The organism is Williamsia serinedens (assembly GCF_024171725.1).
In the GTDB taxonomy this organism is placed as follows: domain Bacteria; phylum Actinomycetota; class Actinomycetes; order Mycobacteriales; family Mycobacteriaceae; genus Williamsia_A; species Williamsia_A serinedens.
The window spans coordinates 313,949-339,249 of the sequence record NZ_JAMTCG010000003.1; the positions used below are offsets into that span (position 1 = coordinate 313,949).

The window sequence follows — 25,301 nt, forward strand, 5'->3', positions numbered from 1 at the left end:
ACGTCGGTCCTGGCGACGGCCGAGATGCACGTCTGTCCGGCGAATGTGCTGACGACAGAATGGTTGTGGGAGTGCGCGGTGACCACAGCGGCGGTTACCGCTGCAGTGGTCGTGGCGATCGGGACAGGCGCGGCCGCGGATGATCACGCGGAGAGCTGAGGAGCGCCGACCTCCCGCGCCTCGGCGCAGCCGGAGGACACGACGACGCGCCACTGCTGTCGTCGCCGCGATGATCCTGGGACTGTGCGTGATCATCGGAGCGTCCTACATGCGCGCGCTCAGCGCCCCCGGCTACGCGACATTCGCCGACACGACATCCGCGTGGCTGCGCGACCACGGTGGCGGCGATCTGGTCGACCACGTCGAGGCCTGGTGGTACTCGCGTCACAAGCCGTCCCGCACACCCGCCGACCTCCGTCAGTTCGCCACCGACGCGCGGCCACAGAACGGCTCTGCGACACCTCGGATCGGCGTGCCGACCCTTCCACGTCCGGTCGGGTCGGCGGTCTCGCCGACCTGGCACGCCGCTGCGGTCACGACAGACGGGGGACCGGTCGTGTACGTTAGCGCCTTCGAACCCGACCCGGCTCTCCCGAGCGTGGTCGCCGGAGTGGCGGTGATCGACCAGAGGTCCACCCACACACACTTCGTGACCGGCCTCGCGGAACCGGGCCACACCAGGACCAGGGGCGAGGTACCGCCCGTCGACATCCCCCACCTCGCAGCCACCTTCAACTCCGGTTTCCGCTTCGCCGACATCTCGGGCGGCGTCATGGCGGGCGGACATGTTCTGCGCCAGATGCGCACAGGGCAGGCGACCGCGGCCATCGACGCCCACGGGCACATGACGGTCGGTCAGTGGGGCCGCGATGTGGGGACGACGACGCCGCTGGTTGCGGCCCGGCAGAACCTGGACCTCATCGTCGACAGGGGACGCGCGCTACCCGCGCCGGGTCACAGCTCGGACAGGTGGGGTGGAACGCACCTTCAGTACCAATACACCTGGAGATCAGGGCTCGGCGTCGACCGAGCCGGCAACCTGATCTACCTGGCCGGGAACCATCTCGACCTGCAAGCCCTCGCCACAGGACTGGTCGTCGCCGGCGCCGTGCGCGCGATGGAACTCGACATGCACAGCGGGATGACGTCGTTCAGCAGCTGGCAGCACATCGGCGGCCAGGCGACCCCCACCCGTCTCCTGTCCGGGATGAATGGGCCCGAACGTCGGTATCTCGAGCCCGACCGGCGCGACTTCTTCTACCTGACGACGCCGTGAGCTCGCCGTCCGGATGCATGCCCACCGACCTCCTCGTCACGGTGATCGCCGGGGCAGTTGCTCTGTGGGTGGCCCTCTCCTGCGCCGTGGCCCTGGTCATCGGGGGCGCCATCCGTATCGCCGATGATCGTGACAGTCCTGCATCATCGCTCTGACGCGGGCTGCGGACGCCGCGCGCATCCGACGACGGGGGCACCGTGATCGACTACATCCGGTTGATCGTCGGCGCGGTGGCCCTGCTGACGATCGCCGTGATCGTGTTGGCCTTCTATCGCGTGGGCAAGGAGCTGGGCGCGATTCGCGCGGTCGGCCGTGCGGCGATCCAACTCACGTTCGTCGCGATCGTCCTGCGCTCCGCGATCCACACCGGCTGGGGAGCCGCGGCAGTGGTCGCCGTCATGTTCACCGTGGCAGCCGTGACGGCATATCGACGGATGAGCACCCTCGACCGGTCGTTGGTCGCTGCCGTGTTCGGCTGTGCGGCAGGGTCCATCGTGTCGATCGGGATCATCGTCGGCGCCTCGGTCCTCACCCGCGATCTCCGCACGCTCATCGCGGTCTCGGGAATCATCATCGGCGGGTGCATGACCGCGGTGACGCTCACCGGGCGGCACCTCAGGGACGGAATGGTCCACCGCCGCGACGAGATCGAGGGGTGGCTCGCGATCGGCGCCACACCGCGTCACGCCCTGCGCGACATCGCCCGTCGTGCCGCCGGGGAATCACTCATCCCCGGCCATGACCAGACGCGGACGGTGGGCCTCGTCTCGTTGCCGGGGGCGTTCGTGGGCGCGTTGCTCGCCGGCGCCGATGCCGGCGCGGCGGCGCGGTTCCAGTTCGTCGTTCTCACCGGACTGATCTGCGCGCAGGCGGTCGCCGCCGTGGTCACCGCCATCATTCTGACGTCGGTCGATCGCCTGGAGCTCCCCCAACCCGCCGGAACGTAGTCGAACGTCGAGTGCAGTCGATCACACCCGCCCGGCACCGACCTGGTGATGTAATCCCGCCGTAGCCTGCGCTCAGCGATCTCTCAGCGACGGTCCGGCAGCCTCATCACCCATGACCTCTGACCCGCGCGCGAGCACGGCATCGATCTCGCAGGGACCGCAGGCGGAGCGAGCCTGGATGCGCGTGCCCGAGGTGACCGCACTCTTCTGGGCGATCAAGATTCTCACCACCGGCATGGGCGAGACCCTGTCCGACTTCCTCGGGACCCACCTGCCGCCGGAGATCGCCGGCGGGATCATCCTCCTGGCCTTCGTCGCCGCGTTCGCGGTCCTCTTCCGCTCCCGGTCGTTCCGGGCGTGGAAATACTGGCTGGCCGTCAGCATGGTCAGCGTCTTCGGCACGGTCGTCGCCGACGTCATCCACACCATCGTCGGCGTCCCCTACGTGGTGAGCAGCGCCGTGTTCGCCGTCGCCGTCGTCGTGATCCTCGGCCTGTGGCATCGGAGCACCGGCTCGCTCGACGTGCACGACATCACCGACCGCCGGTCGGAGCTCTTGTACTGGGCGACGGTCTGCGCGACGTTCGCGCTGGGAACGGCGCTCGGCGACTGGACCGCCGCGTCGCTCGGACTCGGATACCTCGCGTCGGCGATCCTGTTCGGCGTCGCGATCGTCCTCCCCCTCCTCGCCTGGCGCTTCGGCCTGAACCCCGTCGCCACCTTCTGGGTCGCGTACGTCCTGACCCGTCCGCTCGGAGCCTCCACCGCGGACTGGCTCGCCGACGCCAAGCACGGAGGACTCGGGTGGGGCACGGGTCCCGTCACCCTGGGATGGGTCGTCGCGATCGCAGCCCTCACCGTCGTCGCCACGCGGCAGGACACGTCAGCGCGCAGCTGAGCGACCCGTCGCCGCCGAATGACCCCCTCCCATCCGCGCGTGTGTCCCTCCTCGACGCGCCGACGTCGATAAGGTGATCAGGCATTTCAACCACGGCACGAGGAGGAGACATGCTCAAGGGCTTCAAGGACTTCCTGATGCGCGGGAACGTCATCGACCTGGCGGTCGCGGTCGTCATCGGCGCCGCGTTCAGCGCCATCGTGAAGGCGTTCACCGACAGCATCATCCAGCCGCTCATCAACTCGCTCGGCAGCACGAACCAGGCCGAGGGGCTCGGCTTCCTCATCCGCAGCGGCAAGGCCAACACGTTCGTCGACTTCGGCACGCTCATCACCGCCGCGATCAACTTCGTCATCATCGCCGCGGTCGTCTACTTCGTGATCGTCCTGCCGTTCGAGAAGATCAAGGCCCTCAGCGCGAAGAAGGGCGACGACGCAGCGGCCCTGACCGAGGCAGAACTGCTCACCGAGATCCGCGATCTCCTCGCCTCTCAGCAGGGCGACGGCCGCTCCACCGGCAGCGCCGGGACGGCATCGTCGTCCGCGACCGACGGCCCGGGACGACACGAGGCGTAAGCGGCAACGAGTTAGCCGGCCGAGCATGTCCGCCTCGCCCGATTAGGGTGCAGGCGTGATCCAAGGACTCTTCGACTGGTTGCTCGACCTGCCGCCGTGGCTGGTGCTGTTCATGGCGTTCCTGTTCCCGGCGCTCGAGGCGTCGGTGTTCGTCGGCGTCGTCATCCCCGGGGAGATCGCGGTCCTTGTCGCCGGTGTCACCGCGAGCGGCGGTCGCCTGGAGTTGTGGGAGGTGATCGTCGCGGCGATCGCCGGCGCGATCATCGGCGACTTCATCGGCTTCGAGGTCGGCCGTCGCTGGGGTGCGGTGCTGCTCGCGAAGCTGCCCGAACGGCTGGTGAAGCCCCACCACGTGGAACGGGGACGGCACGAACTCCGCAGGCGCGGCGCCATCGCGGTCCTCGTCGGGCGGTGGACGGCTGCGCTGCGCGCGCTGATGCCGGGCCTGGCCGGCATGAGCGACGTGCGGTTCCGCACGTTCGCGATCGCCAACGCCATCGGCGGCACCATCTGGGTGGCCGTCGTCGCCGGTCTCGGATTCGCTGCCGGAACGTCCTACGAGCGCATCGAGAAAATCCTCGGCAACACCTCGTGGGTCATCACGGGGATCGTCGTGCTGGCAATCGTGCTGCTGGTGGTGCAGCACCGGGTGCGCCGTCGCCGGGCAGGACGGCAGCAGGACGTCACGCCACCCGCGTCTGCTCCGATCGCCACGCCCGGTGGCGCGACCGACTGATCTGACCCGGCCGCCACTCGATCGTGCCGAGACTGCCCGAACCGACCCGGTCGCGGCCACCCTGTTTCGCTGCGTAGAGGTGGCGGTCTGCGGAGTGTGACAACCGGTCGATCAGGTCGCGACTCGGACACTCGGACGTGGACAGCCCATCCATGGCCATCGCTCGGACGTCCGCGTACACGGCTCCCACACTCACTGTCACGTCCGTGTCCCGGGCGACCCGTTCGCGGATGGACTCCGCGGTGCGCGAGATGTCGCGCTCATCCTCGACCAGGGCGAGAAGCAGGAACTCCTCTCCCCCGACCCTGGCGACGACGGAGTCGTCCGGAGCAGCGGCGCGGACCGCCTCGGCGACGTCGACGAGGACCCGATCCCCGGTCGAGTGCCCGAAGCGGTCGTTGACGGTCTTGAAGAAGTCGATGTCGACGATGGCGGCACCCAGTCCACGGTCGCCGAGCGCGGCGCCGTCCAGCAGTACGTGCAGATGCGCCTCGACACCTCGCCGATTCAGTACCCCGGTCAACGGATCCGTGTCACCGATCGCCTCGAGTCGCGCGACGAGATTCATGAGCGAGCGACGTAACGCCGCGACGAGGACCGTCGGGATCGTCACCGCCATCGCCGTCGAACCGGTCGCGACGGCGAACTCGGGCCACGACGGGGCCACAGCAGCCGAGACCGCCACAGCCAGAACGAGTGCGATGACCACGAACCCGACGACTATCGAGGGGCGGGAGTGCATGGCGGCGAGCGCCGGGATGGCTGCCAGGAGGACCAGAACCGCGTGGGACGTGCCCGGGTCGGCGAGAACGAAGGCCGAACCCGCCACACCGAGCATCCCGCCGGCACCCAGGACGACGAACTGACGATCGGTCAGGTGACCCGCGACGACGGTGACCACCATCGAGAACGCCGAATACGCCCAGATGACGAGCAGCCACACCATCAAGCCCTGCTTGACCATGGAAGGGAACACCACGGGGAAGATCGGGAGAACCACTGCCCCCGCGGTGCTCGCCAGTACGGCGAGCGAACGCTGGTCGAACCGCTTGACGCGGGCCAGCACCCAGTCGTTCATCACGCGATCCGTTCGGCCCATCGGGCACCGCCCCGTGAAGCGGCGCATGTCGAGATGCCGGACGGTTGCACTTCCTCGCTGCGGAGGACACACACAGTTGCGGCACGCGTACCGTACCCCGCGCGGAGCATCCTGCTCAACAGCTACAGAGACTGCTGCACCCTGGTGATCAGCCGGCGCGGGCCAGCCAGAGACGCTTGCGGCAGACGGCTTTCATCTTCTCGACGACGTGCGGCGGCAGAGCCTCGTCGCGGTGAGCGACCGACTCGTCGAGGTATTCGTTGAGACGGTGGAAGAACTCGGCGTCGCCGATCCCGAACTCCTCGCGGATCTTCTCGCTCGGTCCCCCGCCGCGCTGGAACCAGCCCAGCTCGAACGCCAACAGCTTCCCGTCGTCCTGGCCGCGGTTCCCCAGACCGCCGCCGACAGCCACACCACCCATGTTCATCCCCACTGCGTTGTGTTCCGATGTCCGTTGCGCCCGTTGCGCACCCGTCGCACCGGGTTGGCTCCACCGGCGCTGCGCGACCCGTCCATTGTGCCGACCAAGAGTGACATGAGCCACCCTTATTGCGCACCGCGAATGAATACACGAAAAACGGGGAGCGACCCTGTGGGCCGCTCCCCGTTCTCCGAGAGGTCGAGCGTGATCAGCCGATGCTGAACGGACGCCCGTAGAGGGTGACGTAGCCGTCGACCGCGTCGGTCGAGACCTTCACCGAGATGGCAGCCTTGGCGGACGCGTACCCGGCGCAGCCGTTCACCTGGAACGTCTCCTGCGAGTAGGCGATGCCACCACGGTTGCCCTTGAACGAGAAGCTCGTGTCCGAGGAGTCGGAGCCGTTGTACTTGCCGACACCGCTGTCGAGGACCGGGATGAACTTCGCGACACCCGGGGCCAGCGTGACCGAGCCGTTCGGGGTCACGTTGGTGTCGCCGGCTGCGATACCGCCGTTGTCGAACGCGAGCGCGCCACCCGAGCCGACGCTGCCGCCGCCCGAGAAGTCGACCTGGCAACCGACGAGGTACCCGGCCGTGACATCGCCACCGGACGCCTGCGCGCCGTTGACGGTGACGATGACCTTGCCGGACACCCAGGCGTTGCGGGTGGTGGCGTTGGCCGCGCCCGAGCGGGCGATGGTGACGAACTCGTCCTTGAGCTGGACCGACACCTTGGTGCCGTCGGCCAGCGTCTGTGTGGTGAAGCCGCCCGGCAGCGGGCCGGCCGCGGCGCCACCGGCGCCCATGCTCGAGAGGGCGACGGCCGAGACCGCGGCGATGCCGGCGGCGGCGCCGACGCGACGCTTGGTGCTGTTCTTCATGGTTTCCCCTTCAGGAAAGTCGTTCTGCCTGCGAGCAGATCAAAGAAAGTGGTCGGGTTTGTCTGCTGGGTCAGTTCAGGCTGAACGGAGCGCCGTAGAGGGTGGACTTGATGTACGAATCGCCCTTGAGTTCCACCTGCGAGTACGCACGCGCGGTCGCGTAGCCACCGCACTTCTGCACGTCGATCTGCTGGCGCTTGTACTGGATGATCGCCTGTCCGCCCTTGATGGTCTTGGGGGAGGAGATCGGCACGAAAGTGGCCTGGCCGGGCGAGAGCGGCAGCGAGAACGAACCGCCGAGGATGCCCTCCGGGCTGAGGTCGAGGCTGCCGTTCAGGCCGAGCGACAGTCCGCCGACGTTGATCTGGCAGCCGACGATGTAGCCGGAGATGAGGGTCGCGTCGGAGCCCTTGGGAGCGGTGGCGACGATGGTGCCGCTCACCTCGGCCGCGCGACCGAAGCTGTTGTTGGCCACCGACGGCACCGGGTAGGCGCTCTCACCGAGACGCTTCAGGGTGACGACCTCACCATCGATGCCGGTCGTGGTCTTCGATCCGTTCGGGAGGGGGCCCGCGGCTGCGTTGCCGGCGCCCATGCTGGCCAGACCGACGGCCGAGACCGCGGCGATGGCGGCGCCCGCCGCGAGGCGGCGCAGACCGAGCTTGCTCTTCGTGCTCATTCGTTCCCTCTCAAGGACGTGCGTGAACCGGAGTACATCTTCACTTTCGTGAAGCGAACTGTAACCCGGTCTAACCTGGCGGTCCGCGAAATCGTGGCCTGAACACTTGACGGTGTTGTTGCCCAATGTTTCCCAGACGTTAATTCCGGGTGGGCTCAACCCCCGTGCACGTGCCACAGCCCGACCCGCGGCGACGCCACACCGTGTTCGGTGTGTTGTCGGGAGGAAACTTAACCCGTGCGGCTTGACCCGACAACAGATGGGATCGGGCGCGTCACGAAATGGACGCACCGATCGGACATCCGGGACGACGGGGTGCCGACATCACGACAAAGCGGACACGCGGGCGCCCGTCGTGCGGCGCTGTCCTGACGTGGCTATTCGTGGTGCGGCGGCCGGTTCTCCGTCAGCCACCGATCGGCGGCCGAGGGGCCGGTGCCGTGATCTGTGTCACGGTTGGTGAGGCTGGCCTCATCTGAGGTCACCGAGGGCAGGTCGTCACCGAACACGGCAGCGAGACGACGACGACGCTCCCAGGCGGTTTCCCGCTCGGGAGCGTCGTCGGACGAGCTGTCTGTCACCGACTCCGCGGCTCAGAGTTCGGTGAGCGAGGCGATGATGCGCTTGGCGAGCGGCGCGACCGTGGCCATCCCGTCGCGGACGGCGGCGCGCGAGCTCGCGAGGTTCACGACCAGCGTCTGACCCGACATCCCCGCGACCCCGCGGGAGAGGCCCGCGTCGGACGCGCCTGCGGCGAGACCCGAACTGCGCACGGCCTCCTCGATACCCGGCAGGGTGCGGTCCAACAGGCCCGACGTCGCCTCCGGGGTGACGTCGCGGGGCCGCACACCGACACCGCCGACCGAGATGACCAGGTCGACACCGCCGATGACCGCGGTGTTCAGGGCGTTGCGGATCTCCACCTCGTCGGCCGCGACCGCGATGGTGGCGTCGACGTGGAAGCCGGCCTCGGTGAGCAGCTCGCCCACCAGCGGCCCGATGAGCGTCTGGTCCTCCCCGTGCGCCGCGCGGTCGTCGACGACGACCACGAGGGCGCGGCCGAGGTCGCTGGACTCCAGGCTGACCGATGTCATGCGCTCATCCTCGCGCGAACCCGCCGCCAGCTGCTCGGCGGCCCGGTCCGCAGCCGCGACGTCCTGCGCCGAGACGCCGAGGCCGATCGAGGCGAGCTCGTCGTCGAGGGTGTCCGCCGCGGGCGGCTCGGGCAGGATCCGCAGGATCGTGGTGCGGTTGTCGGTGCTCATCAGCGTCCTCCGGTGTCGAGCGTGTCGAGGGTGACCTGCACGGTCCGCGACGAACCGTTGGCCGTGTAGGTGATGGAGACGGTGTCCCCGGGTGCGTGCGAGCGGATGGCCGCGACGAGCGCGTCACCGGAACTGATGACGCGGTCGTTGACCTTGGTGATCAGCGCGCCGGTGGGGATGCCGGCTTTCGACGCCGCTCCCCCGGCCTGGACGGCGGAGATCAGGGCGCCCGGTGTCGCGGCGTTCTCGCCCGACGACTGCACCGACACCCCGAGTCCGGCCTGCGTGGCGCGGCCCGTGCGTTGCAGCTCCTGGGCGATCCGCATCGCCTGGTCGATCGGGATGGCGAAACCGAGGCCGATGCTGCCGCCCTGCTGGCTGGAGCTGTCGGACAGGCTCGCGATCGCGGTGTTGATGCCGATGAGCGCACCGTTGCCGTTGACGAGGGCACCACCGGAGTTGCCGGGGTTGATCGCCGCGTCGGTCTGGATGGCGTCGATCACCGAGGCGGTGCTGTCGTTCTCACCCTGCGTGGACACCGGCCGGTTCAGCGAGCTGATGATGCCGGTGGTCACGGTGCCGGCGAGGCCCAGCGGCGAGCCGACCGCGATGACGTTCTGGCCGACGGCCAGGTTCGCGGAGGTCCCGACGGTGATGGGCGTCAGCCCGGTCTTGTCGGCCTTGATGACGGCGATGTCGGAGATCGGGTCGGCGCCGACGACCGAGGCACCCGAGGTGCTGCCGTCGTTGTAGCTGACCGTCAGCTGGCCCGATCGGCCCGACTCGGCGGTCACCACGTGGTTGTTGGTGAGGATGAACCCGTCCTGACTCAGGACGACGCCGGACCCCTCGCCCTCGCGGTTGCCGACACGCACGTCGATGGACACCACCGACGGCAGCACCTTGGCCGCGACCTCCTGCACCGACCCCTGCGCGCCCTGCACGGGCTGCGAGGTGTCGCGGTCACCGCCGAGAGGCGACGACAGCGACCGGGTCGAGGAGTCCTCGAGCCCCGCACCGACCACACCGCCGATGCCGCCGGCCAGTGCCGTCAGCACGATCACCCCCGCGACAAGACCCGCTCGCGACCCACCGCGCCTGGGCTGGGTGGTCGTCGCCGGGTAGTAGGACGGCGAGGACTGTCCGTAGGGCGACGACCCGAAGGGCTGCGTCTGGCCGTACTGCTGGGCACCGCCGTAGGGGTTGCCGGAGTACGACTGGCCGTACGGCTGCGTGAACGAGCCGTCGCTGCCGTACTGCTGACCCGGGTCCTGCCGGCCGGAGCCGTACTGCTGACCCGATCCGTACTGGCCCGACCCGTACTGGCCCGAGCCGTACTGGCCGTAGGACGGCTGCGACCCGTACTGCGAGGAGCTGTCCTGACCGGTACCCGACGAGCCGTGCCGGGCGGTGTCGTCCGATCCGTACTGTCCCGATCCCTGGGCCGACGACCCGTACTGTGCCGATCCGTCCTGGGCCGACCCGTACTGGGGTGTCGACCCCTCGTGTCGGCCGTGCTCACCGCTCGGACCGGACGACGGCGAGTCCGAGGTGTTCTCGCCGTCCTGCTGGTTGTCGGTCATGCGTGGCAGTCCTCCATCGCTGCTCCGGGGCGGTCGGGGTCGGCCTGCGTCGGCGAGACGCGGGACCCTCCGCGGGGAGTGACGCCCGAGGCGTCGTCGTACGTGTCGACCCTAATCCTGGAGGGGGGTCCTGAGAGGCGTCTGAGACCCTCCGGTGAGTACCGATAGGAACTCGGTCGCCCGACTCCGGGTCACGGTGAGGTCACCGCGCGTCGTCGACGGGTCCGAACCCCGGCGTCGGACGTCCGGGGAGCTCGATCCGGATCCGTGCGCCGCCCAGGGCGGACTCACCCGCCTCCACCGATCCCCCGTGGCGCACCACGACCTGACGGACGATGGCGAGGCCGAGCCCCGATCCGGGCATCGACCGCGCCGAGTCCGACCGGTAGAACCGCTCGAACACCAGCCCCCGGTCCTGCTCGGGGATACCGGGTCCGGCGTCGGAGACGGACAACTCGGCGCGGTCGGGGCCGATCGGACGCAGTTCCACGACGACCGGCCGGTCGGGCGGGCTCCACTTCGCGGCGTTGTCGAGGACGTTGAGGACCGCGCGCGAGAGCCCGTTGGACTCGCCGAACACGAACCACGGCGCCATCGACACCGAGAAGTCGACGTCGCTGCGACGGCGGCGGACACGCTCGAGCGACCGGTCGACGACCTCGGTGAGGTCGATCTCCTCGGCCACCGCCTGTGGGGCGTCGTCACGGGCGAGATCGACGAGATCGCCCACGAGAGTGGACAACTCCTCGATCTGGGCCATCACGTCCTGCTGGAGTTCGACCATGTCGGCCTCGGGCAGGGTGCGGGCTCCGGGTGCGCTGCTCGCGATGAGCAACTCCAGGTTGGTCCGCAGCGAGGTCAAGGGCGTGCGCAGCTCGTGTCCGGCGTCGGCGACGAGCCGCGACTGTCTCTCCCGCGACTCGGCCAGCGCCCGCAGCATCGCGTTGAAGCTGTCGGTGAGTCGGGCGAGCTCGTCGTTGCCGCTGACCGGGATGGGCTCGAGATCGTCTGTGCGGGCGACCCGTTCGGCCGCCTGGGTCAATCGCGCCACCGGTCTCAACCCTGCACGCGCGACGGTGGTGCCCGCGACGGCGGCGAGGATGACGCCGCAGCCGCCGACGATCGCCAACACCCATGCGAGTCGGCCCAGCACCTTGTCGGTGGGTTCGAGGCTCTGGGCCATCACCAACGTGTTGCCGTCGGCCAGTTTTCGCGCCAGCACCCGCTGGTCACCGACCGTCCGCAGGCTCGACGCCGCAGCCGACGACGGGTCCGGGGCGGCGACGACGTCGCGTTCGACGGACCCGATGGGGACCTCACCGATCTGGAAGACCTGACCGTTCGAGCGCACCAGCGCGACGGAGATGTCGGAGGAGAAGATCGTGCCCGCGACGAGGCTCTCGGGCGAGGAGTCGAGCAGACCGAGCCGCGCGAGCTGGGTCATGCCGTCGGCGCGGTTCACCAGTTGCGCGTCCACGTCGGCGTACATCGCGCGGTAGACCACGGCGTAGGCGCTCGCGGCCATCACGGCGACCGCGATGCCCACCACCGTCGCAGCGAGCAGCGTGACGCGCATCCGCAGCGAGATCTCGCGGGTCAGCGCGGTCGGTTCCCGCATCACCCGGCCGTGGTGACCGGGTGCCGGCTGCCAGCCGGGCGGGGCCGAGTGCGGCGGCGGCGGGTCGACGCCGTCCCCCATGCCGTGCTGGGGGTGGACGACGGTGTCGGGCGCGCCGCCGTCGCGTCCGGCGCCCGACGGCATCACGGCGGTGTCTCGCGGAGGACGTACCCGATCCCGCGGACGGTGTGGATCAGCCGCGGTTCCCCGTCGGCCTCGGTCTTGCGCCGCAGGTAGCCGATGTAGACCTCCAGGGCGTTGCCCGAGGTCGGGAAGTCGTAGCCCCACACCTCCTCGAGGATGCGCCCGCGGGTGAGGACGCGCCGAGGGTTGGCCATCAACATCTCCAGCAACGCGAACTCGGTCCGGGTCAGACTGATCGACCGCTCACCGCGCGACACGTCGCGGGTCACGGGGTCCAGCCGCAGGTCCGAGAACTCCATCGTCTCGGAGTCGGCCTCGACGTCGGCGCCGGCGCGACGCAGCAGGGCGCGCAGTCGGGCGAGGAGCTCCTCGAGGGCGAACGGCTTCGGGAGGTAGTCGTCGGCGCCGGCGTCGAGGCCCGACACCCGTTCGGAGACGCTGTCGCGGGCCGTGAGCACGAGTATGGGCAGGTCGTCGCCGGTGCTGCGGAGACGGCGGCACACCTCGAGACCGTCGAGCCGGGGCATCATGACGTCGAGCACGACGGCGTCGGGCCGTTCGGACTTGATGGTGTCGAGGGCCTCCATGCCGTCGCTCGCGGTCTCCACGGTGTAGCCGTTGAACGACAACGACCGTCGCAACGACTCCCGGACCGCGCGATCGTCGTCGACCACCAGGATGCGCATGCGCTCCAGTAAAGACGCGCCGACTGAGATCGTGCTGAGACGACACGGCCCGCCTCGTGGTCGGAACCCGTCACAGCGGTGAATCGGCGTCAACAGACGTTGCGGCCGCCGTCTGTGGGAGCTCACAAACTTGTGCGACGGCGGTCACACTTGCCCCTTTTGCGCGGATACGGTCACTCCCGTTCGAGCAGACGCGACGGGGAGGTTTCGAGGGATGGATCACGGGGTGGGATCAACGGGTGAGTCGTTGCGGCCGGTGTGGCCGCACGCGGATGCGCTCATCACCCGCGACTGCCGGAGCCTGCGCTTCGCCGGCAAGTACGCCGACGTCGTCGCGCTGAGCACCGGCGATCCGACGGCCCTGCGGCCCACGGTCGACGCCGCCACCCGGCGTCGCGTCGCGACGATGCCCGAACCGCGTCTGGACACGGCACTGGTGTTGGGCGGCAACGGCTTCCTCGGCGCGCACCTGATCGGACGGCTCTCCTGCGACCCGGGCATCACCGAGGTCGTCGCGATGATCCGGCCCACCGAGACCGAGTCGGCCCGGCGTCGTCTGCAGGCCACGATCGACCGGTACGAGGTCGCGGTCGACATGGGCAAGGTGCGGATCGTCGAGGGCAACCCGACCGCCCGGTTCTTCGGCCTCGACCGCGAGGGATACACCGCGCTGGCCGACTCGATCGGCCTGATCTACAACTGCGCGAGCTCCACCGACTACCTGTCGAGCTACGTCGACCTGCGGGACGACTGGTTCCTCAGCCTGCTGCGGGTGCTCGAGTTCTCGATCACCCGGACCCGCAAGCACATCACCTACGTCGGCAGCATCGGCGCCCACCTCTACCAGCGGGCCGAGGACTTCCGCCGGCCCGACTCGTGGTGGTACTCGGGCTACGCGCAGATGAAGTGGGTGAACGCGGTGCTGCTCGGGTGGCTCGCCGACGACGACACCTTCTCGGTGACGCTGTGCGAGGCGCCCTACATCCTGGGCAGCACGCAGCGCGGGCTCGATCCCGGCCGCGCCTACAGCTTCTGGCGCATCATCGAGGTAGCGATCGCCGTCGGAGCGATCTGGGACGGCCCGGGGATGAACTACGTTCCGGTCGACGTGATCTGCGAGGTCATGGTGGACAACGCCCAGGCCGACGTCCCGATGGCGCGGATGCTGCCGTCGAACCCGACCGACTACAGCCACCGTCTCTATGCGGAACTGCTCGGCCTGGACCTCGTCACCTGGGACGAGTTCTACCGGCGCGTCGCCGATCTCGCGGGGGAGAAGTTCGCCGCCACGATGCTCGGCGACAACATCGACGTCCTGATGCGCAAGGTCCACAAGCCGGAGGCCATCTTCCCGGCCGACCACGACACCTCGTGGTGCGACCACCGACGGCTGTTCGAGCTGTACTTCAGCACCGTCACCCTCAAGGACCTGCTCTCGGGCCGGCGCGCGCCCGCCATGACCGGCGCGTGACGCATCCACAGACCGGGGTCGTCGGCCGCCGCGCCGAGCCGTCGCGGGTCGCACGGGCCGACACCCCGCTGCGTCCGGAGATCGCCAATGCGGTGCTGTCGATCGGGTTCTATCTCGCGTGCACCGGGATCGGGCTGCTGCCCGGCGGTTGGGCTCGGCCCGCACTCGAGCGCTACGTGGGATGGGCTGCGGCCATGGACGAGAGGCGATCGCAGTGAGCCGGTGGACAACCCGGCTCATCTGGTCGATCGGCGTCGGCGCAGTGGCCACAGCGGCGGTCGCCGGTGTGCTGGCGTGGTGGCGTCTGCGGTTCTTCTTCCGTGACCCGGTGCGGACGCCACCGGCCGACCAACGGGCTGTCGTCGCACCCGCCGACGGCCTCGTCGTCTACGTCAAGCGTGTCGAGCACGGTCAGGTCCCCTTCGCGGTCAAGAAGGGTCGGACGATCCCCCTCGAGGAGTTCACCGACATGGCCACCGACACCAGCGGATTCCTGGTCGGCGTGTACATGACGGAGTACTCGGTGCACCGCAACCGTGCACCCGTCGCCGGGACCGTCGTCGCGCGTCGCCACCGTGCCGCCGCACCGTTCAACCGGTCGATGGCGCGCGTCGGCGCGAACCTGGTCGCCCGGCAGACCCCCTACGACGAGGGCTGCGACCACCTGCTCACCAACGAGCGGTTGACGATCGGTGTGCGGCATCCCTCGGGCGCGGTGGCCACCGTCACCCAGATCGCCGACCTGTGGGTCAACCGGATCGTGGCGCACGTCGACGTCGGCGAGACTGTCGGGCGCGGTGAGCAGTACGGGATGATCCGGTTCGGTTCGCAGTGCGATGTCTTCCTGCCCGACCCCCTCGTCGAGCGCATCACCGTCCGGCCCGGGCAGTACGTCTTCGCCGGGAGCACCGTGATCGCCGAGTCGCCCGTCGACGTCGATGTCGCGCAGACCGACTCCCCTGCCTCCGCTCTCGAGGAGGCGACCCTGTGATCAGCGTCGTACCCGTGCGTTCGACCGCGGACTGGAAGGACTTCGCCGCCGTCTACGCGACTGTCTACGCCGACGATCCCCACGGCCTCCCCGACGAGCCGATCGACATCGGCGCGACCCTCCGCTCACCGGCGACGGAGCTGCGGGGCGTTCGCATGACGCAGGCTTTCGTCGCGCTCGACGGGCTGCGCCCCGTCGGCCGCGTCGCCGCCATCCACGACACGGCGTTCACGTCGTACACCGGTGAATCCATCGGGTTCTTCGGCTTCTACGAGTGCGTCGACGACTACACCGTCGCCGAGGCCCTCCTCGACGCCGCGTCGTCGTGGTTGGCCGAACGGGGACTGGCCACGATGGCGGGCCCGTTCAGCCCGTCGATGTTCTACAGCGCCGGGGTGCTCGTCGACGACGCGGACAAGCTCCCCCTCATCGGGATGCCCCACAACCCGCTGTACTACGCGGTGCAGCTGGAGAAGTGGGGCATGGCCGCGATCAAGGACTTCTACAGCTACCGGTTCGACGAGCCCTACGAGCTGTTCTGCAGCCCGACGTTCGCGCGGCACAAGCAGCTCTACGACCGGGTCAGCGCGCGGTCGGAGGTCACCTTCCGCACGATGAGCTACCGAACGCTGCGACGCGACGCCGAGATCGTGCGCGAGCTGTACAACACGACCTTCCGCGACTTCTGGGGTTTCTCGCCGCTGTCGAGGGCCGAGATGTGGGACCTGCTGAAGATGATGCTGCCCGTCCTCGACCGCGAGCTGACGCTGCTCGCCGAGTACCGCGGGAAGCCTGTGGCGTTCTTCATGGGCATCCCCGACGCGAACCAGGCCATGGCGCGGGCGTCGCGGCATCGGACACGCCTCATGCGCGACCTGTCGACGTTGCGGACGGTGAAGGGGCGCAAGCGGACACAGGTGGTGGATGGCGTCCGCGTCGACATGATGCTCGTCGACAAGGACTGCCCGGACCGCTCGGTGGCGTCGCAGATCGTCGTCGAGATGTGGCGGCGCGTCGCCGAGCGCGGGTACACGCGGATGGAGGGAGCGCCCGTCCTCGACGACAGCGAGTGGATGAGGGGCTCGGTGCTCTCGCGTGTGCAGATGAGCCCGTACCGCACATACCGCATCTACTCCCGCGAGATCGCCCGAGGCTGATCCGTGATCGGCACCGTCGAACATCCCGCGCCGGCCACCGCGCGCCGCTCCCCCGGCGTCGTGTGGGGCGAGTTCGTGGCGCGCCACCGGTATCCGGTGCTCTCCCTCGGGCTGCTGTTCGTCGTCGTCTCGGCGGTGCTGTACCCCACGCTGCAGGCCCGACTGGTCGGGGTGGATTTCTCCGTCCCCGACCGCGACTCCTCGATCTCCGACCAGGTGATCGCGAAGCACTTCGCCGCCTTCGGCACCGAGCAGCTCGCGGTCACCTTCTCCTCCGACGACCACCTGGTGTCCGACCAGCGGTTCCGAGACCGCGTGGAGTCCGTGGGGCAGGAACTGCGGAGCCACCGCGACGTGGTGACGGTCGTCGATCCCTATCAGACACAGGGGTTCGCACCGCAGATCTCGCAGGACCGGACCGCCGCGGTCGCGCTCGTCGGGATCTCCGGTGACGCGAGCGACCGCATCGGGGTCGCCGAGCGCCTGCAGTCGTCGTTGTCGGGGGCGAGCCGCGACGGCGTCACCGTCGCCATGACGGGGTACTCGCCGATGACCGTCGACCTCACCCGGGTCGAGTCCGACGACGCGACACGCGCCGAGAGCGTCGGCATCCCCATCGCCCTGATCGTCCTGGTGCTCGCCCTCGGTGGGATCGTCGCCGGTGCGATCCCCCTCGTCTCCACCGGCATCGGTCTGGTGTTCGCGTTCGGCGTGATCGCTGCCCTGGCGCACGTCATGTCCTTCGACGTGCTGGTCACGACGGTCGCCTCGATGATCGGCCTCGGCCTGGGTATCGACTACTCACTGTTCGTCGTCAGCCGGTTCCGCGAGGAACTCGCGCGACGCGGCGTGACCTCACGCTCCGACCGGGAGGGCGTGACGCATGCGACCGGCGTCGCGGTCGGCACCGCCGGACACACCATCGCCATCTCGGGGTTGATCGTGATGATCGCGCTGGCGTCGTTGACGATCGTCGACGTCCCGGCCATCCGGACCATCTCGTTCGTCGTCGCTCTGACCATCGTGTGTGTCCTCGTCGCCGCGTGGACCGTCCTGCCCGCCGCGCTCGCGGCCCTCGGACCCGCCGTGAACCGCCTGGGCCTGCCCGAACGGTGCCGCCCCACCGACTCTCGCGCGTACGCCGGACACAGCCGCTGGGCGCGATGGGCCCGTCACGTGATGCGGCACCCGTGGACGTACGCGGTGGCCGGGGTCCTGCTGTTGGTGCTGTGCATCATCCCGCTGGGGTCGATCAGGTACGGCGTGGACATCGGCACCGCGGCGCTGCGCGACCAGCCGACCGGGCCCGCGAACACCGTTCTCGCCGAGAAGTTCGCGCCCGGGACGTCGTCACCGGTGACGACGGTCTTCACCGGGCCGGACCGCGGACCGATGAGCGACCGTCAGGCCGAGCAGGCCGTCGAACTCGAGTACGCGCTGCGCACGGACCCCCGGGTCGCGTTCACCTACTCGCAGAGCTCCGACGGCCGGTCGCTGATGGTGGTCATCCCGTCGGTGCCGATCGACTCGTCGAGGGCCAACGAGCTGGTGCAGTCGATCCGCGACCGCGCCGACGCGATCACGGCCGACGGTGGACCCCGCGCCTACGTCGGCGGCACCACGGCGCTCGTCGTCGATGCGTCGTCGGAGATCTCCGGGAAACTGCCGTGGGTGGTGGCCGCGGTGCTGGGCTTCTCGTTCCTCTACCTCGCGATCGTGTTCCGCAGCATCGTCATCCCCGTCAAGGCCGTGCTGATGAACCTGCTGGTGACCGGCGCCGCGATGGGGTTGACGGTCGCGGTGTTCCAGTGGGGGTGGCTGTCGTCGGCGCTCGGGTTCACCAGCGTCGGCTTCGTGCAGATCTACCTGCCCATCACCGTGTTCGCGGTCGTGTTCGGGCTGTCGATGGACTACGAGGTGTTCCTCATCGGCCGGATGCGGGAGGTGTTCACCCGCACCGGCGACAACCTCGAGTCGGTGGTCGACGGCATCGAGCACACCGCGCGCCCCATCACCGCCGCCGCGGCGATCATGATCGCGGTGTTCGCGAGCTTCCTCACCGCGAACGTGCTGGAGCTCAAACAGTTCGGCTTCGCCCTGTCGGTCGCGGTGCTCTTCGACGCCATCCTCGTCCGGATGATCCTCGTCCCCGCGATGATGCGCCTCTTCGGTGCGCGCAACTGGTGGCCGGGGAGTCGGACGGGCGGGAACGCCTCCTGACCCGACGGCGCTCCACATCCAGGGTTCCCGCTCCACTTCCAGGGTTCCCGCTCCACTTATTCGACGACGCTCCGGATATATCCGGAGCGTCGTCATATATGTGGAGCGTCTCGCTCTCGCGGCCGGCGATTCACAGTTCGCCCGTCATCCACGACCAAGCCGGTCGACGGTTCGCGACGTCGCCTCACCGGACGGGACCCCGGGCTCTGCTGGCGACACGACACCGAATCACCACTCTCGCCCGGGCCAGATACCTGCAGCCATTCACCGCGCCGACGCGATCGAGTCCGGTCTGACGGACTGGATGCTCCGCCACGACGTCGCCGGCGGCGACCTCGAGCGGCTTTACCACGGGATGTACGCAGCGCCCGTTCGCTCCTTCACGACTGACGACGGGCGCGTGGTGGGGGCAGACGCGATCGAAGCGCGCCGGGACCACTACCGCCGGCGGGTGATCGCGGCAGCTCGCGTCGGCGAAGAACGGAAGGCCGCGAGCTACCAATCTGCCGCCGCCCTGCACAGCATTGCGGTCCTCGGCCTGCCCGAGGACATCCACTTCACCGCGGACCGTCACTCAGGGGGCGTCGTGAGGGCCGTGCGTTCTTCCTCCACGCGTCGCCCCTACCACCCGATGAGGTGACGGTGGTCGAGGGGATCCTCACGACGACGCTCGCCCGCACTGCGATGGACGTCGCCAGATCGGGCTCGTTCACCGAGGCCCTCGTCGTCCTCGACGGGGCATTGAGGGCGGGCGTGACGATCGAAGAACTCGCGATTCTCACCGATCGCGGCCGACGTCGTCGGGGAATCGCACTGGTCCGTCAGGCGATCACGTCGGCTGACGGGCGATCGGAGAGCGCAGGCGAATCACTCAGCCGGGCACTGATGATCCGGGCCGGCATCCCGCTCCCCGACCTGCAGGTCGAGTACCGAGAGGACGACGGCGAGGTGTTCGCCCGCGTCGACTTCGAATGGGGCGGCCGTGTGGTCGGTGAGTTCGACGGACTGATGAAATACTGCGACGCGGGCGACGTCGTCGCAGAGAAGCGACGAGAGGACAAGCTCCGCGCGCTCGGGATCATCGTCGTCCGATGGACGTGGGATGACCCGCGCCACCCGGACCGATTCATCGCGCTGTTGCGTCGCACCTTCACCGCAGCCGGGTTACTCGCGGCCTGACGCGTCGACCGACGGCATCTCGACGACGAAGCCGCTCCACGTGTTCGAGCACGCTCCGCCTGCAGGCGGAGCGTCCTTGAACACGTGGAGCGCCGAACCCTGGAGGTGGAGCGCCCACCCTGGAGGTGGAGCGTCAGGAGGCAGCGACGTCCTGCGGGGCATGGTCGACATCGCTCGCGACGTGCCCGTGGATCCAGTCGAGGTGACGGTCGGGCATGGACGGGTCGGCCAACCGCGCGTCGCGTGCGGCCCGCAGCGGCGAGTCGTCGGGCAGGTGCAGGACGTCGGCGGTGGTGATCGACGCGTACTGGACCTTTCGAGTCCGGTCGTGACGGAGCGCGAAGTACCGGTCCTGCGCGGTCGTCACGTCCGGCGCGTCGGCGAGGCAGTCGGCCAGCACCACGGCGTCCTCCATCGACTGGTTCGCGCCTTGCCCGTGATGCGGCACCAGAGCGTGGGCGGAGTCGCCGAGGAGCGACACGCGACCGTAGTTCCAGCGCGCCAGGGGAGGTCGGTGCATCAGCGCCCACCGCTGCCCCACCGGCGCGGCATCGACCATCTCGCGCAGCGCGGGATGCCAGTCCTCGACGAGCGCGTCGCGATCCTCTGCGGTTCCCTCGACGGTCCACGCCTCCGACGGCCACGGCGCCGGTCCCCGGTGGACGAGGAAGAAGTTCTGCTTCCCGGAACCGCTCGGGTAGTGCAGCATGTGGCCGCCTGGGCCCATCCAGAACTGGATCGCGTCCGGATCCGGCATCGACGGAATGCGATCCGCGTCGACGACACCACGGAACGCCGAGCATCCGGAGTAGAGCGCGTCGTCGTAGCCGAGCAGCATCCTGCGCATGATCGACCGCGCGCCGTCGGCGGCCACGACGATGTCGGCGGCTGCCGAGGTGCCGTCGGCGAACGTCAGGACAGCGTCGCGCCCGTCCTCGACGCTGCCGAGGTCGCAGCCGACGACCGCCTTGCCGAGGTGGATGCACTCGTCCCCGACAGCGCCCGAGAGGATCGACTGCAGGTCCTTGCGGTGGATCCCGGCGTAGGTCGCGCCGTAGCGCTTCCGATAGCTGTCGCCCCCGTAGTGCCGGCCGATCACTGTTCCCGACCGGACGTCGCGGTAGACGAGTTGCGGGATGTCCGCCCACACGGCGTCGAGCTGGTCCTTCAGTCCGAAGGGTCCCTCGAGGAAGCGGGTCGCGTTGGCCGAGAGGGCGACCGCCGCACCGACTTCCCCGAGCTCGCCGGTCTTCTCGTAGATGTCGCAGGCGATCCCGTGTCGTCGGAGCGCCAGGGCGAGCGTCAACCCACCGATGCCGGCGCCGACGACGGCGACGCGGAGGTCATCCACGACGGCTCCCGACCGGGATCCCCACCGTGGCGGCCTCGACGAACGACGCGGCGAGCGTCTCGGGTGTTGTCAGCTGGGCCTCGTGACTTCCGGGGGTGTACAGCATCGGGGTGCCCTCAGGGAGCCGTTCGACGAACCGGTCCCACCCGAACTCGCCCGGGGGCAGGGCCATGTCGTCGTCGGACTTCAGGTACACCGACGGCAGTTCGAGGCGTGCCCAGTCGTCGAGGTCGAGCGAGTCGTCCATCGTGTGGAACGGCTGGCGCTCCAGCAACGGGTGGACCACCTGCATCACGTCCTCGGAGGCGTCCTGCATGAACGCCGCCGCGAACACCTCGAACGGGAACATCACCGAGTTGTCCCGCGACGCCTGCGCGGACCCACGGAACATGTCCCCGTAGGCCGGCGGGCACAGGTCGATCAGCGACTCGCCGGTCAGCGGCACGAACGCGCTCCAGTAGACGAGACGCTCGATTCGGTCCGGGATCCGTTGTGCCGCCCCGGACACCACGAAACCACCCCAGCTGTGACCCAGCAGCACGACGTCGTGCAGATCCCGCTGGGCGATGTAGTCGACCAGCGCGGCGACCGAGTGCTCCAGCCGGACGTCCGCGCGGTCGTCCTCGGCGCCGAGGCCGGGCATTGTGGGGGTGTACACGGCGTGGCCCTGCTCGCGCAGGATCTCGGCGACGGGTCGCCAGGTCCAGCCGCCATGGCACGCGCCGTGGACGAGAACGAATGTGGTCATGTCGGTGTCCTTCACCTCGTTGTGCGGAACTGTGGTCTTGGGGGAACGGGGAACGGGGAACAGGGACGGGGCGGCGGCGTCAGCCGACCGCGATGTCCGAGGGGTGCGTCGCCAGCGGGGTGACGTCGATGGTCATGTACGGGAACAGCGGGAGATTCCAGAGGATGTCGTGCAGGCGCTCGTTGTCGGCGACGTCGAAGATGCTCAGGTTCGAGTACTGGCCGACGCGCCGCCAGATGCTGACCCACTCCCCTGCCCGCTGCAGGTCCTGCGAGTAGGTCTTCTCCCGGGCGAGGGTGTCGGCGCGGACCTCCGGATCCATGTCCGTGGGCAGCGCGACATCCATCGTGACCGCGAAGAGCATCAGCTCGTCGCCTCGCGGTCGAGGACGAAGTCGTAGGTGACCTGCTGGCCGCCGTCGATGTCCTGCGGGTCCAGGACGAGTTCCGGCTTCACGGCGCTGGCGACGTCGTCGTCGTTGTGCGGGTCGCCGGGGAAGTAGAGCTGCGTGGTGATCTGCTGACAGCCCTGCGCGCCGACTTTGAGGTGCAGGTGCGCGGGGCGCCACGGGTGCCAGCCGGCGGCCGAGATCAGCTTGCCGCAGGCGCCGTCCGTCGGGATCTGGTACGGCGCGGGCTTCATCGTGTGGATGTGGAAGCGGCCGTCGGCATCTGCGGTGACCGTGCCGCGCAGGTTCCACTCCGGGATCCCCGGCGCGAACTGCGAGTAGAAGCCGTCGGCGTCGGCGTGCCAGATCTCCAGCGTCGCACCCGAGAGCGGCGTGCCGTCGACGGAACGGACCTGACCCTCGAACAGCAGCGGGGTGCCCTGCTCACCGTCGCGCGTGGGAAGCCATGCCTCCGAACCCAGTTCGGGCGCCTCCGGAACGTAGTAGGGCCCCTCGATGGTGCCCTTGCTGCCGTCCCGCGATTCGCTGGCCACCTCCTCGACGACGTGCTCGACCCACACGTCGAGGAACAGCGGCCACTCGCCGTCCTGGCCGACCTGGATCAGCCACGACTTGAGGGCGTTGTACTCGTCGTAGGTGACCTGGTGGTCGCGGATGGTCGCGTGCACCGCGGACAACACCTCGCGGGCGAGCATGCTCACCCGCTCGGGCGGCGTGTCGGCGACGACCCGCTTGTCGGTCGCGAACCGTTGCGTGGCGTTGGCGCCGGACGCCGCCGCGGTGGCGACGCTCTCGTCGACGGTCATGGTGTTCTCCTTCTTCTCAGGGCTGGTGAGAGTCGTTGTGATGAGGTGGTTCTCAGCGGTCTATGCGATAGGCCGCGAGCTTGTCGGGATCGATCTCGACCCCGAGGCCGGGTCCCGGGGGCACGGCGAGCTCGCCGTCCTGGATCGTCAGCGGCTCGACGAGCAGGTCGTCGGACATGTCGAGGAAGTTCGACAGCTCGCCCGCCCGCCGCGAGGTCGAGGCGAACGCTGCGCCGAACGCGACGGTGCAGGCCGTCCCGAGCTGTCCGTCGATCTGATTGCCCATCACGACGTCGACGCCGAGGCCCTCGCAGAGGTGGTGGACGCGCACCGAGCCGGTGAAGCCGGTGCGGGCGGTCTTGATCGACACCGCGGTGGCCGACCCGCCGAGGATCTCCCGGGTCACCTCCGCCGGCGTGGTGGCCGACTCGTCGGCGACGAACGGGACGCCGAGGCGCTGCACGAGCCAACGCCGGGACACGACGTCGTCGGCGGGACAGAGCTCCTCGGCGAGGGTGAGGCCCAGATCGGCCATCTCGTCCATCGCGCGGGCGGACTCCGCGGCCGTCCATCCCCGGTTGCCGTCGACGTAGAGCTCGATGCCGTCGCCGAGGCCGTCCCGCAGCGCGCGGACGACAGCGGTGTCGAGCTCGACCGGCCGGCGCCCGACCTTGACCTTGAACACGGTGATGCCGTGGGTGTCCCGCATGCGGATCGCCTCGTCGACCATGGCCTCCGGGGTCTCGAACCCGAGCATGTGGCTGACGCGCATCCGGTCGGTGTGGCCGCCGAGCAGGTCGCCGACGGACAGGTCGAGGTTGCGTCCCAGCGCATCCCACATCGCCATGTCGACGGCGGACTTCGCGACCGGGTTGCCGACGGTGCGCTCGAGGCGCGCCCGGACGGTCTCCCGCTCGAGCAGCGTGGTCCCGACGATCTGCTCGGCGAAGAGGTCCTCGATCACCGCGACGACGCCGCGCTGGGTCTCCCCGTAGGTGAACGGACGCGGCGGTGCGTCCGCGACACCGACCACCCCGTCGTCGGTGTGGACCCGGACCAGCACGTGGTCGGCGGCGTGCACCTCACCGCTGGCGAACCGCAGCGGCTTACGATACGGGATCCGGTACGGGATCGCCTCGACGCGCGTGATCTTCATCGGATGTCCTCCAGGGTGTCGGCGGATCCGACGATCCACTCGTCGGGCAGGTCGGCAGGTGAGGGATCCGACGGCGAGACGGGGACGATGCCCGCGTCGCGGAGCACCGCGAGCAACGATTCGACCTGGGCCGAGCGCCGGTCACGCGACCAGGCGACCGCGAGGTCGATGGTCTCGGCACCGTCGAGGTCACGCAGGACGACCCCGTCCAGGGTCAGTCGGCGGACGGACTCCGGGACGATCGCGACCCCGAGGCCCGCGGCGACGAGGGCGAGCAGTACCGCGGTGCCGGGCGCCTCGTGTGCGCGACGAGGTGCGAAACCCGCTGCCCGACAACTGCGGACGACGGCGTCGTTGACCGCAGAGTGCGCGTCGGAGTACAGGACGAAGTCGTCGTGGGCGAGGTCGGCGACGCTCAGCGCCGGCTCGCCGGCGAGGCGGTGGTCGGCGGGCAGGGCGAGGACGAGCGACTCCGTCTTGAGGATGCGGGTCTCGATGTCGTCGCCGGCCACCGGCGGACGCAGCACGGCGACGTCGAGGTCACCGGAGCGCAGCGCCTCTACCTGGGCGGGGGTGAGCAGGTCGCCGTGGATCTCGAGCGACAGGGTGGGCAGGCGCGTGCCCGCGGCGCGGGCGATGGCGGGGAGCTGGTCGAAGGCCGCGGTGCCGGTGAAGCCGATCCGGACGAGGCCCGTCCGGCCGTCGGCGATGCGCCGGACGCCCTCGACGCCGCGCTCGAGTCCGCCGATCATGCGCTGCGCCTCGGCGCGGAAGAACTCGCCGGCAGGGGTCAGGGTCACGGACCGCGTCGTACGGGAGAACAGGGTGACGCCGAGCTCGTCCTCGAGCTGGCGGATCGCCTGCGACAACGCAGGCTGCGCGACGTGCAGCCGCTGGGCGGCGCGGCCGAAGTGACAGGTGTCGGCGACGGCCACGAAGTACCGCAGGTGCCGCAGCTCCATCGCCGCCTCCTTCCGCGTCGCGGTGACGCCGTTCACAGTATGGT

Annotated in this window: 27 protein-coding genes; 13 read left to right on the plus strand and 14 right to left on the minus strand. The window is 69.4% G+C overall.

The window, feature by feature from the left end:
- The first annotated feature begins 229 nt into the window (after positions 1–229).
- The 6 genes from LX12_RS08890 to LX12_RS08915 all read left to right on the plus strand — a co-directional run bounded on the left by LX12_RS08890 (position 230) and on the right by LX12_RS08915 (position 4,432).
- On the plus strand, positions 230–1,276 hold the full coding sequence (locus tag LX12_RS08890) for a hypothetical protein (protein ID WP_253654174.1): 1,047 nt from the start codon (positions 230–232) through the stop codon (positions 1,274–1,276).
- Between the two features lie 17 nt (positions 1,277–1,293).
- A complete protein-coding gene (locus LX12_RS08895) occupies positions 1,294–1,431 on the plus strand; it encodes a hypothetical protein (RefSeq protein ID WP_253654175.1) in 138 nt (45 codons plus the stop codon).
- Between the two features lie 42 nt (positions 1,432–1,473).
- On the plus strand, positions 1,474–2,223 hold the full coding sequence (locus tag LX12_RS08900; RefSeq protein WP_253654176.1) for an ABC transporter permease: 750 nt from the start codon (positions 1,474–1,476) through the stop codon (positions 2,221–2,223).
- Positions 2,224–2,335: 112 nt separating this feature from the next.
- Positions 2,336–3,121 (plus strand): COG4705 family protein, encoded by a 786-nt coding sequence (locus tag LX12_RS08905; protein WP_253654177.1) that lies wholly within the window; start codon positions 2,336–2,338, stop codon positions 3,119–3,121.
- Between the two features lie 110 nt (positions 3,122–3,231).
- Positions 3,232–3,696 (plus strand): large-conductance mechanosensitive channel protein MscL, encoded by a 465-nt coding sequence (mscL, locus tag LX12_RS08910; protein ID WP_253654178.1) that lies wholly within the window; start codon positions 3,232–3,234, stop codon positions 3,694–3,696.
- Between the two features lie 55 nt (positions 3,697–3,751).
- Positions 3,752–4,432: a DedA family protein gene (locus LX12_RS08915; RefSeq protein ID WP_253654179.1), complete on the plus strand. Its 681-nt coding sequence runs from the start codon at positions 3,752–3,754 to the stop codon at positions 4,430–4,432.
- Here the strand turns inward: LX12_RS08915 and LX12_RS08920 are convergent.
- The 8 genes from LX12_RS08920 to LX12_RS08960 all read right to left on the minus strand — a co-directional run bounded on the left by LX12_RS08920 (position 4,380) and on the right by LX12_RS08960 (position 12,807).
- Positions 4,380–5,510, minus strand: coding sequence for a GGDEF domain-containing protein (locus LX12_RS08920; protein ID WP_253654180.1), 1,131 nt, complete (start codon positions 5,508–5,510; stop codon positions 4,380–4,382). The genes LX12_RS08915 and LX12_RS08920 overlap by 53 nt on opposite strands.
- A 169-nt stretch (positions 5,511–5,679) precedes the next feature.
- A complete protein-coding gene (locus tag LX12_RS08925) occupies positions 5,680–5,952 on the minus strand; it encodes a DUF3263 domain-containing protein (RefSeq protein ID WP_253654181.1) in 273 nt (90 codons plus the stop codon).
- Between the two features lie 208 nt (positions 5,953–6,160).
- Entirely contained in the window at positions 6,161–6,832 is a 672-nt protein-coding gene (locus tag LX12_RS08930; RefSeq protein ID WP_253654182.1) for an MspA family porin, read from the minus strand.
- 70 nt (positions 6,833–6,902) lie between these two features.
- Complete coding sequence (locus LX12_RS08935; RefSeq protein ID WP_253654183.1) at positions 6,903–7,511, minus strand: MspA family porin; 609 nt, start codon at positions 7,509–7,511, stop codon at positions 6,903–6,905.
- A 593-nt stretch (positions 7,512–8,104) separates the two neighbouring features.
- Positions 8,105–8,776, minus strand: a complete 672-nt coding sequence (locus LX12_RS08945) for a MogA/MoaB family molybdenum cofactor biosynthesis protein (protein WP_253654185.1) — start codon at positions 8,774–8,776, stop codon at positions 8,105–8,107.
- On the minus strand, positions 8,776–10,359 hold the full coding sequence (locus LX12_RS08950; RefSeq protein ID WP_253654186.1) for a trypsin-like peptidase domain-containing protein: 1,584 nt from the start codon (positions 10,357–10,359) through the stop codon (positions 8,776–8,778). Before LX12_RS08950 ends, LX12_RS08945 begins: the two co-directional genes overlap by 1 nt.
- Before the next feature lie 202 nt (positions 10,360–10,561).
- Positions 10,562–12,121 carry a HAMP domain-containing sensor histidine kinase gene (locus LX12_RS08955; protein ID WP_372504971.1) on the minus strand — a complete coding sequence of 520 codons (1,560 nt, stop codon included), beginning with the start codon at positions 12,119–12,121 and terminating at the stop codon, positions 10,562–10,564.
- Entirely contained in the window at positions 12,121–12,807 is a 687-nt protein-coding gene (locus LX12_RS08960) for a response regulator transcription factor (protein ID WP_253654187.1), read from the minus strand. The genes LX12_RS08955 and LX12_RS08960 overlap by 1 nt, the downstream gene beginning before the upstream one ends.
- Positions 12,808–13,033: 226 nt before the next feature.
- On the opposite strand from LX12_RS08960, the gene LX12_RS08965 reads away from it, so the two are divergent.
- The 7 genes from LX12_RS08965 (at position 13,034) to LX12_RS08995 (ending at position 19,825) form a co-directional block, all read left to right on the plus strand.
- Complete coding sequence (locus LX12_RS08965; RefSeq protein WP_253654188.1) at positions 13,034–14,278, plus strand: SDR family oxidoreductase; 1,245 nt, start codon at positions 13,034–13,036, stop codon at positions 14,276–14,278.
- On the plus strand, positions 14,275–14,496 hold the full coding sequence (locus LX12_RS08970) for a serine/threonine protein phosphatase (RefSeq protein WP_253654189.1): 222 nt from the start codon (positions 14,275–14,277) through the stop codon (positions 14,494–14,496). The genes LX12_RS08965 and LX12_RS08970 overlap by 4 nt, the downstream gene beginning before the upstream one ends.
- Positions 14,493–15,269, plus strand: coding sequence for a phosphatidylserine decarboxylase (locus LX12_RS08975; protein ID WP_253654190.1), 777 nt, complete (start codon positions 14,493–14,495; stop codon positions 15,267–15,269). The genes LX12_RS08970 and LX12_RS08975 overlap by 4 nt, the downstream gene beginning before the upstream one ends.
- A gap of 14 nt (positions 15,270–15,283) precedes the next feature.
- Positions 15,284–16,426 (plus strand): hypothetical protein, encoded by a 1,143-nt coding sequence (locus tag LX12_RS08980; protein WP_253654191.1) that lies wholly within the window; start codon positions 15,284–15,286, stop codon positions 16,424–16,426.
- A gap of 3 nt (positions 16,427–16,429) precedes the next feature.
- Positions 16,430–18,646 carry an MMPL family transporter gene (locus LX12_RS08985; RefSeq protein WP_253654192.1) on the plus strand — a complete coding sequence of 739 codons (2,217 nt, stop codon included), beginning with the start codon at positions 16,430–16,432 and terminating at the stop codon, positions 18,644–18,646.
- A gap of 304 nt (positions 18,647–18,950) precedes the next feature.
- A complete protein-coding gene (locus LX12_RS08990; protein ID WP_253654193.1) occupies positions 18,951–19,286 on the plus strand; it encodes a hypothetical protein in 336 nt (111 codons plus the stop codon).
- Positions 19,283–19,825, plus strand: a complete 543-nt coding sequence (locus LX12_RS08995) for a hypothetical protein (protein WP_253654194.1) — start codon at positions 19,283–19,285, stop codon at positions 19,823–19,825. The genes LX12_RS08990 and LX12_RS08995 overlap by 4 nt, the downstream gene beginning before the upstream one ends.
- Before the next feature lie 133 nt (positions 19,826–19,958).
- Here LX12_RS08995 and LX12_RS09000 read toward each other — a convergent pair whose 3' ends face one another.
- The 6 genes from LX12_RS09000 to LX12_RS09025 all read right to left on the minus strand — a co-directional run bounded on the left by LX12_RS09000 (position 19,959) and on the right by LX12_RS09025 (position 25,257).
- Positions 19,959–21,176, minus strand: a complete 1,218-nt coding sequence (locus tag LX12_RS09000; RefSeq protein WP_253654195.1) for an FAD-dependent monooxygenase — start codon at positions 21,174–21,176, stop codon at positions 19,959–19,961.
- Positions 21,169–21,924 carry an alpha/beta fold hydrolase gene (locus LX12_RS09005; protein ID WP_253654196.1) on the minus strand — a complete coding sequence of 252 codons (756 nt, stop codon included), beginning with the start codon at positions 21,922–21,924 and terminating at the stop codon, positions 21,169–21,171. The genes LX12_RS09000 and LX12_RS09005 overlap by 8 nt, the downstream gene beginning before the upstream one ends.
- 79 nt (positions 21,925–22,003) lie before the next feature.
- The gene (gene catC, locus LX12_RS09010; RefSeq protein WP_253654197.1) at positions 22,004–22,288 is read right to left on the minus strand and encodes a muconolactone Delta-isomerase; all 285 of its coding nucleotides are present in this window, start codon (positions 22,286–22,288) and stop codon (positions 22,004–22,006) included.
- Positions 22,288–23,139: a catechol 1,2-dioxygenase gene (gene catA / locus LX12_RS09015; RefSeq protein ID WP_253654198.1), complete on the minus strand. Its 852-nt coding sequence runs from the start codon at positions 23,137–23,139 to the stop codon at positions 22,288–22,290. Before catA ends, catC begins: the two co-directional genes overlap by 1 nt.
- A gap of 52 nt (positions 23,140–23,191) precedes the next feature.
- Positions 23,192–24,295, minus strand: a complete 1,104-nt coding sequence (locus LX12_RS09020) for a mandelate racemase/muconate lactonizing enzyme family protein (RefSeq protein WP_253654199.1) — start codon at positions 24,293–24,295, stop codon at positions 23,192–23,194.
- The gene (locus LX12_RS09025) at positions 24,292–25,257 is read right to left on the minus strand and encodes a LysR substrate-binding domain-containing protein (RefSeq protein WP_253654200.1); all 966 of its coding nucleotides are present in this window, start codon (positions 25,255–25,257) and stop codon (positions 24,292–24,294) included. Before LX12_RS09025 ends, LX12_RS09020 begins: the two co-directional genes overlap by 4 nt.
- Positions 25,258–25,301: the final 44 nt, after the last annotated feature.

What these genes read in the sequence shown, in the direction of transcription:
- LX12_RS08890 (WP_253654174.1), top strand. Translation starts at nt 230, where the DNA reads ATGATCCTGGGACTGTGCGTGATCATCGGAGCGTCCTACATGCGCGCG.
- LX12_RS08895 (WP_253654175.1), top strand. Translation starts at nt 1,294, where the DNA reads ATGCCCACCGACCTCCTCGTCACGGTGATCGCCGGGGCAGTTGCTCTG.
- LX12_RS08905 (WP_253654177.1), top strand. Translation starts at nt 2,336, where the DNA reads ATGACCTCTGACCCGCGCGCGAGCACGGCATCGATCTCGCAGGGACCG.
- mscL (WP_253654178.1), top strand. Translation starts at nt 3,232, where the DNA reads ATGCTCAAGGGCTTCAAGGACTTCCTGATGCGCGGGAACGTCATCGAC.
- LX12_RS08920 (WP_253654180.1), bottom strand. Translation starts at nt 5,510, where the DNA reads ATGAACGACTGGGTGCTGGCCCGCGTCAAGCGGTTCGACCAGCGTTCG.
- LX12_RS08925 (WP_253654181.1), bottom strand. Translation starts at nt 5,952, where the DNA reads ATGGGTGGTGTGGCTGTCGGCGGCGGTCTGGGGAACCGCGGCCAGGAC.
- LX12_RS08930 (WP_253654182.1), bottom strand. Translation starts at nt 6,832, where the DNA reads ATGAAGAACAGCACCAAGCGTCGCGTCGGCGCCGCCGCCGGCATCGCC.
- LX12_RS08935 (WP_253654183.1), bottom strand. Translation starts at nt 7,511, where the DNA reads ATGAGCACGAAGAGCAAGCTCGGTCTGCGCCGCCTCGCGGCGGGCGCC.
- LX12_RS08945 (WP_253654185.1), bottom strand. Translation starts at nt 8,776, where the DNA reads ATGAGCACCGACAACCGCACCACGATCCTGCGGATCCTGCCCGAGCCG.
- LX12_RS08950 (WP_253654186.1), bottom strand. Translation starts at nt 10,359, where the DNA reads ATGACCGACAACCAGCAGGACGGCGAGAACACCTCGGACTCGCCGTCG.
- LX12_RS08955 (WP_372504971.1), bottom strand. Translation starts at nt 12,121, where the DNA reads ATGCCGTCGGGCGCCGGACGCGACGGCGGCGCGCCCGACACCGTCGTC.
- LX12_RS08960 (WP_253654187.1), bottom strand. Translation starts at nt 12,807, where the DNA reads ATGCGCATCCTGGTGGTCGACGACGATCGCGCGGTCCGGGAGTCGTTG.
- LX12_RS08990 (WP_253654193.1), top strand. Translation starts at nt 18,951, where the DNA reads ATGCTCCGCCACGACGTCGCCGGCGGCGACCTCGAGCGGCTTTACCAC.
- LX12_RS09005 (WP_253654196.1), bottom strand. Translation starts at nt 21,924, where the DNA reads ATGACCACATTCGTTCTCGTCCACGGCGCGTGCCATGGCGGCTGGACC.
- catC (WP_253654197.1), bottom strand. Translation starts at nt 22,288, where the DNA reads ATGCTCTTCGCGGTCACGATGGATGTCGCGCTGCCCACGGACATGGAT.
- catA (WP_253654198.1), bottom strand. Translation starts at nt 23,139, where the DNA reads ATGACCGTCGACGAGAGCGTCGCCACCGCGGCGGCGTCCGGCGCCAAC.
- LX12_RS09020 (WP_253654199.1), bottom strand. Translation starts at nt 24,295, where the DNA reads ATGAAGATCACGCGCGTCGAGGCGATCCCGTACCGGATCCCGTATCGT.
- LX12_RS09025 (WP_253654200.1), bottom strand. Translation starts at nt 25,257, where the DNA reads ATGGAGCTGCGGCACCTGCGGTACTTCGTGGCCGTCGCCGACACCTGT.